Consider the following 14,392-nt stretch of genomic DNA (forward strand, 5'->3'; position numbering starts at 1 on the left):
CTCACTCAACGGCCACGAATCTATCTTTGAGCTTCTCCATCACCGAAGGCATGGTGGTGTATTCCATCTCCTCCAAGGGTAAGCGATGGGGTTCAAAGGGTCCATGCCTTCGAATGTAGTCCGCAACCCTGAGGGCGATGCTCCGGGCACGGTCAAAGGCGGGATCGGCGAAAATGTCCCTGGGACCGATGAGTCTCCCCCTCGATAGTTGAAAGCCGTGGGCAACCACACGAGGAGGACCATCAAACCTGGTTGGTGTGTCACTTTTAAAGGAAACGGGCATCAATGGACCGTGGTGAGAACCTCGCATCCAACCGGCAACGAGGTGAGGCATGGAAAAAGGCTCCAAGACCTCGCCCACAGCGGGCAAACCACTTTGACATCTCACGATCATCACCGGATCATCTTTGCCCACATACCTTCCGGCGATGAGGGATAAGCGCTGAGTTGAGGTGGCCGCAGCGACCTCGCCGTCCTTGCGGAAGACATATTTTATCACGAATCGTCCCGGTGCCCCAATGAAGACGAGTATATCATAAAGTTCATCGGGACAGGAGAACATTATTTTCCTCTTTTCAATGAGGTCATCCACCTCGAAATTGAAACCATCGTGCATCTTCGGGTCTATGACCAGGCCTGCGGTATTAAAGGGATCAGCGAACATCTTGAAAAGCGGATAGTTCCAAGCACCGGGTTCGGTCTTGTCCGCCAGGAAGATGATGACCGGTTCACTTTCCCGTTCCACGAATTCAATCTCGGCCACGCCCGGTCCCATGCCCTTGACGTTACCCGAAAATGCCTCGGCTAAAAGGTCTTGGCCGGCTCCATACTGTCCATACTCCCTCGCAACCTCGGTAACCTTCTCAAAGGTCTCCCAGGCAAAGCGGTGGATTTCTACATCATCAACCCCTCGCTTGTGGGTCATGATCAGGGCGATATCGTCGCCCACCTTGCTCCTGCAGTAGTCGATGAGCAATCCCTTTTTCTTGACTTCAGCCAGACACTCCTCAGCTTTTTTGAGCAATGCCGGGTGTACATCGGAGTGCCCGACAAAGCCTCCTACATCTGCTTTAATAACGCTTAAGGTTATCTTTTCTCCCATCGTGTTTATCCCTCCTATTGATTTTTCTTGCGCCTCTCAATATTTTTCTGGAACGTCCCTGGTTTTCCTCCCTCCTTTTTAAGCTCTTAGAAGTTCCCCTCTAAAGCTACCATTAAAACAGCCTAACACCAACCCTTGTTGCCTCATGTAAAAAGGTATTCGAAATGAGTATTCGTTGCCTCATCAAAAATGTATTCGAAATCTTTGTTTCCTTTCTCTTGTTTTCCTCTCAACTTTTCCCTTGAGGTCGCCAGCTTCAATAGTTCTGTCTGTAGTTTGGTGATCTTTCTTTTGAGCTCCGCAGGATTAAGTGTAACATACTCCCCCTTGAGCCTCTCCTTGTTTTCTTCGGGGACATGTGGTGATTCTAATACCCGCTTAAAGGGTGTCTTTGCCCGATCATATCTCTTTTTGACCTTACTGCCAACTCTTGTCTTCTCAACGAGCTTCATCGTCGGTTGGAAGAAATTTGTGTACAGGTGAGGATCTCCCCCCTTTTTCTTCTTGCCCACCCTTCGGTAGCTCAAGGCGAGCTCTTTGGTGATCGCCTGTCTTTGTCTCATGCTCAGTCCCATGGTTGCCTCCTCTCCTCCAAAAAGTGATCCATTTTAAGGAGACAACCAAACCTCCAATCCATTTCAAGTACTTTTTTATTTGAGGCAACGATTGGATTTGATGTACATTTTAGGTGAGGCAATTCGAACCCTGGTCTTTACCAATAATTTAATGTATACTTTGACAAGCAGCAATATTTATTGCTGTAATTTTTGGTAAAAAGATGTCTTCATGCCCGAAAACAAATATTGGCACACTCTGAAGATAAGAGAAATTGAGAGCATCCTGAAGACGGATGTAAAGGCGGGTTTGCATCCCGAGCAGGCTCAGAATAGGCTGATTCGTTTCGGCCTCAATGAGCTTGAAGAAGAGAAAAAGCCCACTCCGCTCCAAATCTTTCTCTCCCAATTTAAAGACTTTCTGGTGTATGTGCTCATCGTCGCCATCATCATTTCTGGGCTCCTGCTAAAGGAGCTCGTTGATGCATTGGCGATTTCAGCCATACTCATCCTCAATGCCATTTTAGGATTCGTGCAGGAATTCAGAGCGGAAAAAGCCATGGAAGCTCTCAAGAGGCTCACTGCTCCAACGGCTAAGGTTATTCGCCTGGGTCAAGAGATGGAGATACCGGCAAAAGAGCTCGTTCCCGGAGACCTCATCCTGCTTCAAACGGGGGATCATGTGCCCGCAGATGCCAGAATCATGGAATGCACCGCCTTTGCCACGGATGAATCTGCCCTCACCGGCGAATCACAACCCGTCAACAAACACACGAAACCCGTCTCCAATCCTCTTCTCCCTTTGGGAGATAGGAAAAATATGGTGTATATGGGAACGGCTGCAGCTCGGGGAAGAGCAAAGGCTGTGGTCGTGGCCACTGGAAAGTCCACGGAAATGGGTCAGATTGCGGGGATGCTTCAGGTTGCAGGGGAGAAGACCCCCCTTCAAAAGGAACTCAAAAGAGTGGGGAAGAGAATAGCTCTTCTCTGCTTGCTGGTATGCTCCGTTGTTTTCCTCAGTGGAATATTGAGGGGATTTAGTTGGGCGCTCATGTTTCTCGCCGCGGTGAGCCTAGCCGTAGCGGCCATCCCCGAAGGGCTCCCCGCGGTAGTCACGGTTACCCTAGCTTTGGGAGTCCAAAATATGGCGAAAAAAAATGCCATAGTTCGGAGATTGCATGCGGTGGAAACCTTGGGCTCTGCCACAGCGATCTGCACCGATAAAACGGGCACGCTTACCAAAAACCAGATGACCGTAAATCTCATCTACCTCGAAGATAAAATGTGGAAATTAACGGATGAAGGCCGGCTAAGGATCAATGGCAAGGAGATTGCTCCCTCTGAGAACATCATTCTCCTCTTTAAAATCGCTGCTCTCTGCAACGATGCTCGTTTCCGAGATGGAAAACCGGTAGGAGATCCCACCGAAGGAGCTCTTCTTATCGCCGCAGAGAAAGTAGGCTTAAAGAAGGATGCGCTTGAAAAACAAGCACCACGCTTAAATGAGATTCCCTTCGATTCTGAACGCAAGAGGATGACCACGGTTCATAAATTAGTCGGCGGCCCTGCCTGCCGGCAGGTAGGTCAAGAGTCGAGGGTCGAGGGTTATGTGGCTTTGGTTAAAGGAGCCCCCGAGGTAGTTTTGACTCGGTGCTCCAATATATATAGGGGCGGCATCAAACCGCTCTCAGAAGAGGAGCGCAAGGGATTGTTGCACAAAAATGGCAGTATGGCTCGGAGGGGTTACCGCGTTCTGGCCATGGCCTACAGGGAATTTTCTGAACCACCAGAGATTGAACCGGAGGCGTTAGAAAAGGATCTGACATTTGTTGGGCTCGTGGGCATGACCGATCCCCCAAGAAGCGAGGTCTATGGAGCCATAAAGACCTGTCACAAGGCCAAAGTGCAGGTGGCTATGGTCACCGGCGACCATAAATTGACTGCCGAAACCATAGCCAAAGAGATCGATCTCCTCGATCGCAAACAGGTCATAACCGGCCCGGAACTCAAAGAAATATCCGAGGAGGAATTGACTTCAAGGATTGAGGAAATCGCCGTTTATGCGAGAGTTGATCCAAAGGATAAGATCAAGATAATCAAGGCATTTAAAAATCGAGGTCACATCGTGGGGATGACTGGTGATGGGGTAAACGACGCTCCCGCGGTTAAAATGGCGGATATTGGTATAGCCATGGGGATAGCGGGAACGGATGTCACCAAGGAAGCTTCCGACATCACCCTCACCGACGATAACTTCGCCACCATCGTCACCGCAATACGCGAGGGTAGATCGATCTTTGATAACATCAAAAAATTCATTCTGTTCCTTCTTTCCTGCAACGTTAGCGAGGTTCTAACCATGTTTTTAGCCATGATTGCAGGACTTCCCTTACCGCTTCTGCCCATTCAGATACTTTGGATAAATCTTGTAACCGATGGTCTTCCCGCCCTGGCTTTGGGAACGGATCCACCGGCCCCAGATCTTATGCACCGTCCTCCCCGCCAAATTGGTGAAGGCATACTGACCAAAGAAAGACAGTTACAAATTCTTTGGCAGGGGTTGGTGCTTGCCTTAGGGGCTCTATTCGCCTTCATGGCCGGCCTATTCTGGTTGAAGATCCCTCTTCGAAGCGCTCAATCCATGGTTTTCACGGCGATGGTACTTGCACAAATCCTCCACACTTTGAACTTTAGATGTGAGCGGCACTCGGTTTTTACCCTCCACTCCCTAGCCAATAAGCCTCTTCTCGCTGCAATTTGGGGTTCAATAATTCTCCACTTGGGAGTGCTGTACATTCCCCCGCTTCAATCCATCTTTCACACGGCGTTTCTCGGCACCAGGGAATGGGGTATAATCCTCACGGCTTCTTTGGTTCCACTGATAATCGTCGATGCGCTAAGGAATGCAATAAGGAAATGATTTACTTCTCCAGCGCCATTTCCACTATTTTGGAGACCAAATCGGGGAATGGGATACCCGCCGCTCTGGCTGCATCGGGGAAGAGGCTTAAGCTGGTCATCCCGGGAATGGTATTTACCTCCAAAATATAGGGAATCCCTTCCCTGGTAACAATGGTGTCCACTCGAGAGAATCCCCGACAACCCAGAGCCTTATGGGCCTTGAGTGCCATTTCCTGAACCGCTCTTTGGTGCTCGGGGGGAATGCGAGCGGGGATGATATGCTCGCTCATGCCTGGTGTATATTTTGCCTGGTAGTCATATATCCCTTTTTTGGAGATGACCTCTAAAGTGGGCAATGCCTCGGGGTCTTTATCGCCCAAGATGCCCACGGTGACCTCCGTTCCTTCGATGAATTTCTCCACTAAAAGTTGCTCATCGTACCCGAAAGCATCTTGAAGGGCAGCATGGAGTTGATCAGCTTTCTGAACCACACTCAAACCAATGGTCGAGCCCTCCCGCGCGGGCTTAATGACCATGGGAAAACTGATCTCTCCGATCAGCTTCTCCCTGACTGAAGCCGGATCTTTTTTGTATTCCTCTTGAGAGATAGTGCAAAAATCGGCGGTGTTCACTCCGGAAGCCTTAAAAATCCTTTTGGCCATAATTTTATTTATGCCTAAAGCGCTGGCCAGAACCCCCGAACCGGTATATGGCAATCCCAGGATCTCCAACATTCCTTGGACAGTTCCATCCTCTCCGTATCGTCCATGGAGGGCGATGAATACCACATCCACCCTTTCCCTCTTTAAATTCTCGACCACATTTTCATCCAAATATACTTTGACCGCCGGGTAACCCTTCTGAACCAGAGCTTTATATATTTCCTCTCCAGTCATTATGGAAATTTCTCGCTCCGCGGACCGTCCGCCCATTAAAACAGCCACTTTTGGCTTAGTGTTCATGACCGAATTTGTCCTCTTTTTAAACCTTGTTCAAATTATATTTCTCCAGCTCTGCCCTGAGTTTATCCAGCTTCCGTCTCATGCTCCTGCCCTCGAGCCCAAGGGCACTTTCGCCCTTGGCTGCTGCCTGTTCCAAGCTCTTCCCGGCTTGCTCAATGAGCTCTTGCACAGAGGTTTTCAGATCCGTTGCCTTGCTGGTGATCTTCTCTCTCGTTGCCGCTCCAGATTGAGGAGCTAAGAGCAGACCAATTACGGAACCCAAGGCTACACCGAGCAGGAGTCCCAATCCGAATTCCTCATAGCCGAATCGCCGATCCTCCATCTCATTCCTCCCATTGCCTCGATTTTCTTATAGTTAAGTCCTTTGCTCTTCTATTATAATATACAAGAGGGTTACGACGGCAAAAATGCAGGTAGTTGCAGCAGCAGCTGCTCCCGTATCGTTGAAGATAAAGGCAACAATGCTGGCAACCGCTATGCCCATTAACCCCGAAGTGAGACAGGGATAATCGCCTTTTATCTTCTTTAAGATACCAGCCGGTCGAATTATTAAAATGGGGAAAATCACCAATACCGCTATCAAGACCCTCGTCCAGAAAGTGTACCTGGTTCCCTTGACATTCATGGCAAACTTGCGTTGAATTATCTTTAATCCCTCACTTAAGCCTCCTTTTCGAATTAGGGTGATGGCCTTCCCCAGATGGGATGGGGGCGATATCCCGAATAAATCGAGGAATATAAGGAATGCAAGAGCAATGATTACCGCAAGGGCGATGAAGAGAATCAATTTCAAAGATATCTTGCGCTTCAGAAGCCCAAAATAGGTGGTAAGATATCCCACAACTGCGGCTATGGCTCCTCCGACATTGGTCCCCAGAGCTGGATGCCCGAATATGACTACCAGGCACAGAAAGGTCAGCCCAGCTAGCTTTACATGGGATTTTCGAGTAAAATTTGGTATCTCCAGGAGCGCGGTAATTCCAGCGATGCTTGAACCGATTAAAATCCCCATGCATTCGTTGCCTATACCGTAGAATCGTGCCCCGATAATGGGGCAATATCCTATTATCGAACGCTGCATGAGATGAGATCCCGTGAGCACATCCAGCAAAAGCACGCCTGAAGTGAGCAAGGTTATGAAGATGATAGGTGAAAGGGCTCTCCTTCCAGACCTGCCTGTCGGCAGACACGGCAACAAACTTATTAACACAACCACCGCACTTCCCAGGAAGGCCAAAATCATAGTCAAAGCGAGAGAAGAATAGATCGAAAAAGGCAAAAAAAGCAAGGTGACAGGGACACAGATAAGCCACAGCAACAGAAATTGCAGAGCTCTGAGTCGCTTGCGAGTCGTACCCATAAGCAAAAGTATGGTGGAGATGATCAGAACGAGTGCGATGGTGGTAACGTACATTTTTAGTGCGGGGACGCGAATTTTAGACCTATTGAATATTCGCTCATTGAGGGAGAGCAAATAGGAAATGGGTTGGTCTTGTGGTTCCGATTGGAGAGGGCATCCCAACATTTCGCTGGAAATTTTGGCTTCGAGGTATGAAAGTATGGTCGGGGTAATGTCGATGTTGCTCACAATTCCATGGCTTCTCGTGGTTTCAGAGGTGAGTACCCCCGGCTTTATGCCTCCCCCAGCCACGATGATGGGTGTGAGACTATTGCCCTCCTTGATCATCTCAATCGGTGGGGTGGGTGTAACCACAATGATGAGGGTCTTGCCCAGGTCAATCCGCGAGATTAGCCTCCCGATGAACTCATCTGCTCGCTTTAAAGCGGATTTTCTCTCACTGGATACCTTCCAATCCATGAGCAGTGGGGAGCAGGCATTGACCCGCGATGTGTCGCCCGTCTCTATCGCCAGAAAATCGACTTTTCTCAAGAGATGAAGGGATTTGGAAAGGAGAACATCGTAGTCCGTTTGCCAACCACCTGGGCTCATGGGATTTTTTCGAAGAATATTCCGTCCAACATCCCCAAAAGGAGTTCTCCCCAGCTGATCCATGGATATTAAGGATATCTCTCGATGGAATTCTTGATCCACATCGGCGTTTCCGAGGACACCCGCTTTGAGCTTCGCCTCCTTCAATGCCGTCCCCAAACTTCCTGGAAAAATATTCCAAGGAAGTCTTGCGTTTTGGCGGGAAATCTTGGCAATGGTCAAAGTGACTACTCCATCTGGCGGGGGTTTTATCCCCGTCCGCTGCCAGAAGATTTCACCGGTGGGATTTGTTTCATAAACCTCAGAGGAATTGAAGGCTAAACCCCCAAGGGCTCCGCCTTCCGCTTTCGCTCCCGCTCCAATGGAAAGATAATTGTTAGTAGGGGATATCCTCGAAGCCGTCCTGGTGTTCATCAATCCCATGGCGCCTTTTTCGATCAGCCCATGGAGATGGATTAAATCACGGTGGCTTAAATCCTCGATGCCAACCCCATCGATGACAATGAGAATGACCTTTCTGCTCTCTCTTGCCTCTGTCCTCACGGGGCAGAACAGGGAGAATAATCCAATAACCAGAAAAACTGGGATAAAAAAGAGGCAATTTCTCCTCAATTTGGTGGTCATTTCTCTCCCAGCCCTTGCGCTGATATCGTCAGCTTTTTTCACAAATATATCGCATGGTTTCTATGGCTTGATCTATATCCTCCATTGTGTTAAAGTATCCCATGCTGAATCTCACTGCCCCAAGCCCCTCTGTGCCAATGGTCCTATGAGCATCTGGTGCGCAGTGTAGCCCAGACCGAACTGTAATATCGAAGGCCTGATCCAAAATGAACTCCACTTCGTGAGGGTTCATTCCCTCCACATTCAAGGAAACCACCGGTGCTCTCTCCTCACCGGCCTGTGGTCCATAGAGTTTAATCCGGGGCATTTTCCTCAATCCCTCCAATAAATGAAGAGTAAGATCCCTCTCCAAATCATGGATGCTTTGAAGTCCTATATCTCGAATGAATTTTAAGCTCGCTCCCAAACCGGCGATCCCGGGCGTATTTGGGGTTCCCGCCTCGTATCTCTCCGGCCGGATGCGCGGCTGAAATGGGTCATCGGAATATCCGCCAGTGCCTCCCTGTTTTAGCTCCTTGAGATCGATATCGGGGTTTATATAAAGACCACCCGTGCCTTGAGGTCCCAAAAGCCCTTTATGCCCACAAAAGGCCAAAAGATCGATGTTCATGTCTTGAACGTCTATAGGGAAGATCCCAGCAGTTTGAGCTGCGTCGACCATGAAAAAAATGGCCTTTCCCCGCGCGATTTCCCCAACGTCCTCGATGGGCATCAGTGTTCCCGTGACGTTTGAGGCATGGGTCATCACGATGAGTTTAGTATCGTGTGAGATGGAGTCCCGGAGATCATCGAGGTCAAGATGGCCCTTATGAGAGCACTTTATCTTCGTGACCTTGATCCCTTGTGCTTCTAAATCCTTTAAGGGTCTGGTCACGGCATTGTGCTCCATGCTCGTGGTGATGACATTGTCGCCGGGCTTAAGGAGCCCCTTGAGTCCCAAGTTTATGGCTTCGGTGGCATTGAGAGTGAAAACTATGTTTGCGGGATCTTTGACGTTGAAAAGCTCGGCTAAAAGCTCCCGCGTTTCTAGAATGACCCGGCTCGCTGCGAGTGCCATTTTATGAGCCCCTCGGCCCGGGCTCCCCGCCCGCTTGAAACATTCCTCGATTGCTTCCATCACTGGCTTCGGTTTGGGATAGGAGGTTGCGGCGTTGTCCAGATATATCATCTAACTCCTCTCCTCTTCAATGCCTAAAATTATACCCCACCGAGGGCGGTGGGGTATAGATTATTATACCTTCGATGAATGCCTTCGCATCTCCGCTTGCTTTCGATTATTGCACGGGGATCCTTTGCATTATCAGTTTGTAGATCCTCTCAAGCTCATCAATGGATTTGAATTCTATCTCGATTTTTCCCTTCTTTTGAGCCATCTTCACTCTAACCCTGGCGGAAAGCGTCTCGCTCAAGTTTTTGGCGATCGTTTTAAAAGCCTTTGGCTGAAGAACCCTGCGATGCTTGGCGCCGGACATTTGCCAGAGTCGTACCATGTTCTCAGTTTGCCTCACGGAAAGCCCTTCAGCCACAACTCGCTTGGCCAATTTTTTCTGCTGCTCCGGATCCTCCAAGGAAAGAAGGGCACGAGCATGACCAGAAGAGATATCTCCGTCGGTAATGAGCTGTTTTATCTCATCGGGCAATTGTAAGAGGCGTAGCGTATTGGTGATGGCAACGCGACTTCTCCCAACACGGTTCGCCAGCTCTCCTTGAGTGATGTTGTATTGCTCAATGAGTTGGCGGTAAGCCATGGCTTCCTCTATGGCGTTTAGATCCTCTCGCTGCAGGTTCTCGATGAGCGAAATCTCCAGAGACTCCGTATCCGTCGATTCTTTGATCACCGCGGGAATGGTGGTGAGCCCCGCTTCCTTGGCAGCTTTCCATCTTCTTTCTCCGGCTACAAGCTCGAAGCCGTCGCTCTTGGGTCTTACCACCACGGGTTGAACGAGACCGAATTCCTTTATTGAGGCAACGAGCTCCTCAAAAGCTTGGGGGTCGAATTGCTTTCGAGGTTGATTCGGGTTTGGAGAGATATTCTCCACGGGAATCTCCTCAGCCCAAACCCCCTCCTCTTCCTGGCCTAAGGTAGAAATGAGTGCGCTCAAGCCTCGCCCCAATCCTCGTTTAACCACGTTGCATCACTTCCTTTGCAAAATTTTTGTAGGCTTCGGCTCCCTTAGATGTAGCATCATAAACGGTGATGGGTTGACCATAACTGGGAGCCTCGCTCAACCTCACCGTCCGGGGAATGATGGTGTTATAGACTTTATCTTGGAAAAACTTTACAACCTCATCAACGACCTGCTGAGATAATTTGGTTCGGATGTCGTGCATGGTCATGAGAACCCCCGCGATCTCCAAATCGTGATTCAGGTGAGTTTTCACCAGCCTTATGCTTTCTAACAATTTGCTCAGTCCCTCTAGAGCATAATATTCGCATTGAATGGGGATTATGATTTCGCCTGCAGCCGTAAGGGCATTTATGGTTAGGAGGCCCAAAGAGGGAGGACAATCGATGATGATGTAATCAAATTTTTCCCTTATGGGTTCAATGGCCTTCTTTAGTCTGCACTCACGAGAGATGGATGAAACCAGTTCTATCTCCGCTCCCGCCAGCTGAAGAGTGGCAGGAATTGCAAACAAATGTTCGATATCGGTCTTTTCTATGAGTTCTCCAAGGGACTTATCTTCAACTAGAGCATTGTAGATACAATATTTTCGCTCAATTTTATCTAACCCCACACCGCTTGTGGCATTACCTTGAGGATCGATATCTATGAGTAGAACTTTGTACCCTGATTGCGCGAGGCACGCGCTTAAATTAACTGCGGTGGTGCTTTTCCCCACCCCTCCTTTTTGATTGGCAATAGCGAAAATTTTAGATTTCCGGAGAGAGGATTTTTCGCGGAATTGAAGATCCTTTGGGGTCTCAGCTAACTCGGGGGTTTTGATATGCACACCTTCTCTGACCCTTGCTGCAGATTTTGCTTCTTTTCTGCGTCTAAAGATTTCTAGTACCATATCCAAAACTATTATTCTTTATCGCATTCAAAATTCCTTTTTTAAAAACGAAATTTTTTGAAATTTTTTGCTGCAAAAACCCAGTGGTCTCTTAGTGGGTATTCCTGTCCTCCGTGGATATCGGTCTGCGGTGGGCATTGCTTTTTTGGTTAGAACCAGATACCTTTGTGCGTTCAAGAAGGGTATGGCTATATCCATCACCTTCTCAACTTCTCCACCCAATATGGAAGCTGCCCTTTGGGAGACTTCTAGCTCATTTTTAAGCTTCTGACTCTTTTGGGCTATGAAGTATCCTCCTATTTTGAGGAGAGGAAGGGTGTACTCCATAAGGGCGGGAAGGGAGGAGACGGCTCTCGCCAAAACTATATCAAAGGATTCTCTAACTTTTTCCTTTCTCGCGAATTCTTCAGCTCGGAGACAAACAACCTGGGAGTCCTCAAGCTTCAGCGCTTCAACCATATATATGAGGAATTGCGCTCTTCTTTTTGAAGAATCAAGGAGCGTCAATTCAATTTTGGGTCTAGCGATCTTTATGGGGAGACCGGGAAAACCAGCTCCGGTTCCCACATCAACCACCTTGGAGTAACCCTCAATTTTATCGCTGACCAGGCAGCTTAGAGAATCCAAAAAGTGCTTAACCACTATATCACGATCATCCTTAAGACTAGTGAGATTAACCCGCCTATTCCATTTCTTTAACTCATCAAGGTAAAATAGGAAAGCGTTCACCCGTTGAGGAGTGAGGGCGACCCCAAAAATTCTTGCTCCTTCAATGAGTATTTCTTCGATTCCCTTCATTCTAGCTTCCCTCTCTCTGCGATTAGAGGCGATTTAAACTGCATTTCGCCTCAGAAAAAGAGCAGGTAGTTCCACGTGGAACTCGGTTGAATAAATGCATTTTAGGGGTGCTATGCCAAAATTTCTTGGAACGAGAATTTTTGTCACAATCTCCTTTGGCATTGGGATGGTCTTAGGTTTACATCTTAGACATTCGAGTGGTGTCAACTCATCTTGTTAATAATACATTTAACCTTTTAACTCTTAACACCTAACCCTTAACTGGACTATAAACAAGTCAAGCTGATACACCTTAATCCTTTACCTTTTCATGCTTCGGATATATCGTTACTCTCCTATAAGGTTCTTCTCCATCGCTCCTAGTCTCAATGTCTGGATAATCGTGAAGTATGGAATGTATTATCTTGCGTTCATAAGCGGTCATGGGTCTTAGGGTTACCGCCTTACCCGTGGCTGTGGCTTTCTCCGCCATTTTTCTGGCCAATTCTTCAAGTCCTTTCTTCCTTCGCGCTCTATATTTTTCAATATCCAGTATGATGTACTTTCGGTGGAAAGCTCCTTTATTTGCCACAGTGTTGAGGAGAAACTGCATAGCATCGAGCGTTTTTCCACGGCGACCGATTAATGGTCCCATGCCTTCCCCTTCGATGTTTATGAGCATGTGGTCCTCTTCTTCGATGGGATTCACAGCCGCCTCAATTTTCATTTCCCGGAGAACGTCTCTGAGGAAATCTATTCCTCTGCTTACCCTCCTGTCCCTTATGGCCAGCTTAACTTTTACCCCAACTTCCCCCTCATTCTCGCTCAAAACTTCTATTTCTACATCCTTCCTGCTTTCACCGATATCCTTTAAGGCTTTTTCGATCGCCTCCTCGGTGGATGCTCCCTCAGCCTCGATGACTCGGTTCATTTCTACCCTCCTAATTAAACCCTCTCCTTGTCCCGGGAGGGTAATTCCTTCGCCTTTGAAGGCAGAACTGGAGTGGATTCAACTCTCAACGTCAAATACTGCTGAATTACGGTCAAAACGTTAAAGGTAACCCAGTACAATAAAACTCCGGCCGGTAGCCGTAATGCTATCAAGCCCATGAATAAGGACATAAAGGTCATCATCTTTTCCTGTTGAGGATCGGTGCCCATGGTCTTCGAAGAAAGATAGGTCGATACGACGATTAATACGACCAGAATAAAATAGGGATCAGGTTTACTTAAGTTTGTGAGCCACAAAAAACCAGCTTGGGCTAGCTCTTTATTTACTGAAAGCATTCTAAATAACGCGATAAAGATGGGAAGCTGCAGGAGGAGGGGCAAACAACCGCTTAATGGGTTAACCTTATGTTCAGAATAAAATTTCATCAATTCTTTTTGCAGTTTTTCTTTATCGTGTTTGTATTTCTCCTGAATCTTCTTTAGCTTAGGTTGCAATCTTTGAAGTTCCTGTGCTGACTTAACCTGCTTAATGGTCAAGGGAAGCAAAGCCACCTTTACGGCGACCGTAAGCAAAATTATAGCCAGACCATAACTGTGAACATAGCCATAAAAAAATTTAAGAGCTTCCAACAATATTTTTTCTATGGGCTCTAATATTGCACCCAATTATCGTGTTTCCCCTTTCATTTGACTGGGTCATAACCTCCCGGAGAGAATGGATGGCAGCGTAGGACTCGACTTATGGAAAGGAATAATCCCCTGCATAGTCCATATCTCTCTATCGCTTGAATAGCATATTGGGAACAACTCGGATAAAACCGGCAGACAGGAGGCAAATATCTTGAAATGAATCTTCTATATCCTTTTATCAACAAAAGAATGAGTATCTTCATTTCCTCGTTAAAAGGTTGGCCTCCCCAGAGATGCTCATGAGAATTTGCTCTACCTCTTCGAAGGTTTTCTCCTTGAGAGGTTGATGGGCAATCACGATTAAATCATAGCATTTTTTAAATTTTTCTTCATTTGTTCTGTATGCTTCTCTAAGGAGACGCTTCAATCTATTACGAGCCGCCGCTTTCCCTATTCTGCCACTGATGCAAAAGGCTATTCGGTTTCCCCCGCTATTCTCCCTTTTGAGAAACCTTATGGTCAAGTACCTATTTGAAGCCTTCAATCCATACTTATATATCCCTTTGAAGTCCCTGAGCGAAGAGAGAGTGGTTTTCCTCACCATAATCACCGAGGATCATGCGGAAAGTCGTTGTCTATTTTTTCTCCTCCGGTTGGCGATGATTTTTCTTCCCGCTTTTGTGCACATTCGGATTCTAAATCCATGTTTCCTTTTTCTTTTCCTTATCTTCGGCTGATAAGTTCTCTTCATAAAAATGCTCCTGAGCTCGTAAAAGAATAGGGTTATTATAACGGGGGGCATGGTCGGTGTCAAGGAAACCACCGCCTTCTTTTTCGAACAAATGTTCGATTTTAAAAATGGAATGAATGGTAACGTAAACTATTGTGTGTAAATTCTTTTAATAGAAATATTTAGGGTGTA

Annotated in this window: 15 protein-coding genes; 1 reads left to right on the forward strand and 14 read right to left on the reverse strand. The window is 47.5% G+C overall.

What is annotated here, in order from left to right:
* Window position 1 precedes the first annotated feature (1 nt).
* Both fbp and QMD66_05740 read right to left on the reverse strand, forming a co-directional pair.
* Window positions 2-1,102 carry a fructose-1,6-bisphosphate aldolase/phosphatase gene (fbp, locus tag QMD66_05735; protein MDI6822338.1) on the reverse strand — a complete coding sequence of 367 codons (1,101 nt, stop codon included), beginning with the start codon at window positions 1,100-1,102 and terminating at the stop codon, window positions 2-4.
* A gap of 143 nt (window positions 1,103-1,245) precedes the next feature.
* Window positions 1,246-1,677 carry a hypothetical protein gene (locus QMD66_05740; protein MDI6822339.1) on the reverse strand — a complete coding sequence of 144 codons (432 nt, stop codon included), beginning with the start codon at window positions 1,675-1,677 and terminating at the stop codon, window positions 1,246-1,248.
* 211 nt (window positions 1,678-1,888) lie between these two features.
* On the opposite strand from QMD66_05740, the gene QMD66_05745 reads away from it, so the two are divergent.
* Window positions 1,889-4,576 (forward strand): calcium-translocating P-type ATPase, SERCA-type, encoded by a 2,688-nt coding sequence (locus tag QMD66_05745; protein MDI6822340.1) that lies wholly within the window; start codon window positions 1,889-1,891, stop codon window positions 4,574-4,576.
* Window position 4,577: 1 nt separating this feature from the next.
* Here the strand turns inward: QMD66_05745 and QMD66_05750 are convergent, their stop codons facing one another.
* The 12 genes from QMD66_05750 to rpmH all read right to left on the reverse strand — a co-directional run bounded on the left by QMD66_05750 (window position 4,578) and on the right by rpmH (window position 14,221).
* On the reverse strand, window positions 4,578-5,519 hold the full coding sequence (locus QMD66_05750) for a D-alanine--D-alanine ligase (GenBank protein ID MDI6822341.1): 942 nt from the start codon (window positions 5,517-5,519) through the stop codon (window positions 4,578-4,580).
* 19 nt (window positions 5,520-5,538) lie between these two features.
* Window positions 5,539-5,841, reverse strand: a complete 303-nt coding sequence (locus tag QMD66_05755; GenBank protein MDI6822342.1) for a YtxH domain-containing protein — start codon at window positions 5,839-5,841, stop codon at window positions 5,539-5,541.
* Window positions 5,842-5,874: 33 nt separating this feature from the next.
* Window positions 5,875-8,094 carry a hypothetical protein gene (locus tag QMD66_05760; protein MDI6822343.1) on the reverse strand — a complete coding sequence of 740 codons (2,220 nt, stop codon included), beginning with the start codon at window positions 8,092-8,094 and terminating at the stop codon, window positions 5,875-5,877.
* Between the two features lie 28 nt (window positions 8,095-8,122).
* Complete coding sequence (locus QMD66_05765; protein MDI6822344.1) at window positions 8,123-9,262, reverse strand: aminotransferase class V-fold PLP-dependent enzyme; 1,140 nt, start codon at window positions 9,260-9,262, stop codon at window positions 8,123-8,125.
* Between the two features lie 106 nt (window positions 9,263-9,368).
* Window positions 9,369-10,223: a ParB/RepB/Spo0J family partition protein gene (locus tag QMD66_05770; protein ID MDI6822345.1), complete on the reverse strand. Its 855-nt coding sequence runs from the start codon at window positions 10,221-10,223 to the stop codon at window positions 9,369-9,371.
* Entirely contained in the window at window positions 10,216-11,112 is an 897-nt protein-coding gene (locus QMD66_05775) for an AAA family ATPase (GenBank protein ID MDI6822346.1), read from the reverse strand. Before QMD66_05775 ends, QMD66_05770 begins: the two co-directional genes overlap by 8 nt.
* 27 nt (window positions 11,113-11,139) lie before the next feature.
* Window positions 11,140-11,910: a 16S rRNA (guanine(527)-N(7))-methyltransferase RsmG gene (gene rsmG / locus QMD66_05780; GenBank protein MDI6822347.1), complete on the reverse strand. Its 771-nt coding sequence runs from the start codon at window positions 11,908-11,910 to the stop codon at window positions 11,140-11,142.
* A gap of 292 nt (window positions 11,911-12,202) precedes the next feature.
* Window positions 12,203-12,820 carry an RNA-binding cell elongation regulator Jag/EloR gene (gene jag / locus QMD66_05785; GenBank protein MDI6822348.1) on the reverse strand — a complete coding sequence of 206 codons (618 nt, stop codon included), beginning with the start codon at window positions 12,818-12,820 and terminating at the stop codon, window positions 12,203-12,205.
* A gap of 14 nt (window positions 12,821-12,834) precedes the next feature.
* A complete protein-coding gene (locus tag QMD66_05790; protein MDI6822349.1) occupies window positions 12,835-13,506 on the reverse strand; it encodes a YidC/Oxa1 family membrane protein insertase in 672 nt (223 codons plus the stop codon).
* A gap of 17 nt (window positions 13,507-13,523) precedes the next feature.
* Complete coding sequence (yidD, locus tag QMD66_05795; GenBank protein ID MDI6822350.1) at window positions 13,524-13,733, reverse strand: membrane protein insertion efficiency factor YidD; 210 nt, start codon at window positions 13,731-13,733, stop codon at window positions 13,524-13,526.
* Window positions 13,730-14,071 (reverse strand): ribonuclease P protein component, encoded by a 342-nt coding sequence (gene rnpA, locus QMD66_05800; GenBank protein MDI6822351.1) that lies wholly within the window; start codon window positions 14,069-14,071, stop codon window positions 13,730-13,732. The genes yidD and rnpA overlap by 4 nt, the downstream gene beginning before the upstream one ends.
* 15 nt (window positions 14,072-14,086) lie before the next feature.
* Window positions 14,087-14,221 (reverse strand): 50S ribosomal protein L34, encoded by a 135-nt coding sequence (gene rpmH, locus QMD66_05805; GenBank protein MDI6822352.1) that lies wholly within the window; start codon window positions 14,219-14,221, stop codon window positions 14,087-14,089.
* Window positions 14,222-14,392: the final 171 nt, after the last annotated feature.

Source organism: Actinomycetota bacterium, assembly GCA_030018275.1.
GTDB lineage: Bacteria > Actinomycetota > Aquicultoria > Subteraquimicrobiales > Subteraquimicrobiaceae > Subteraquimicrobium.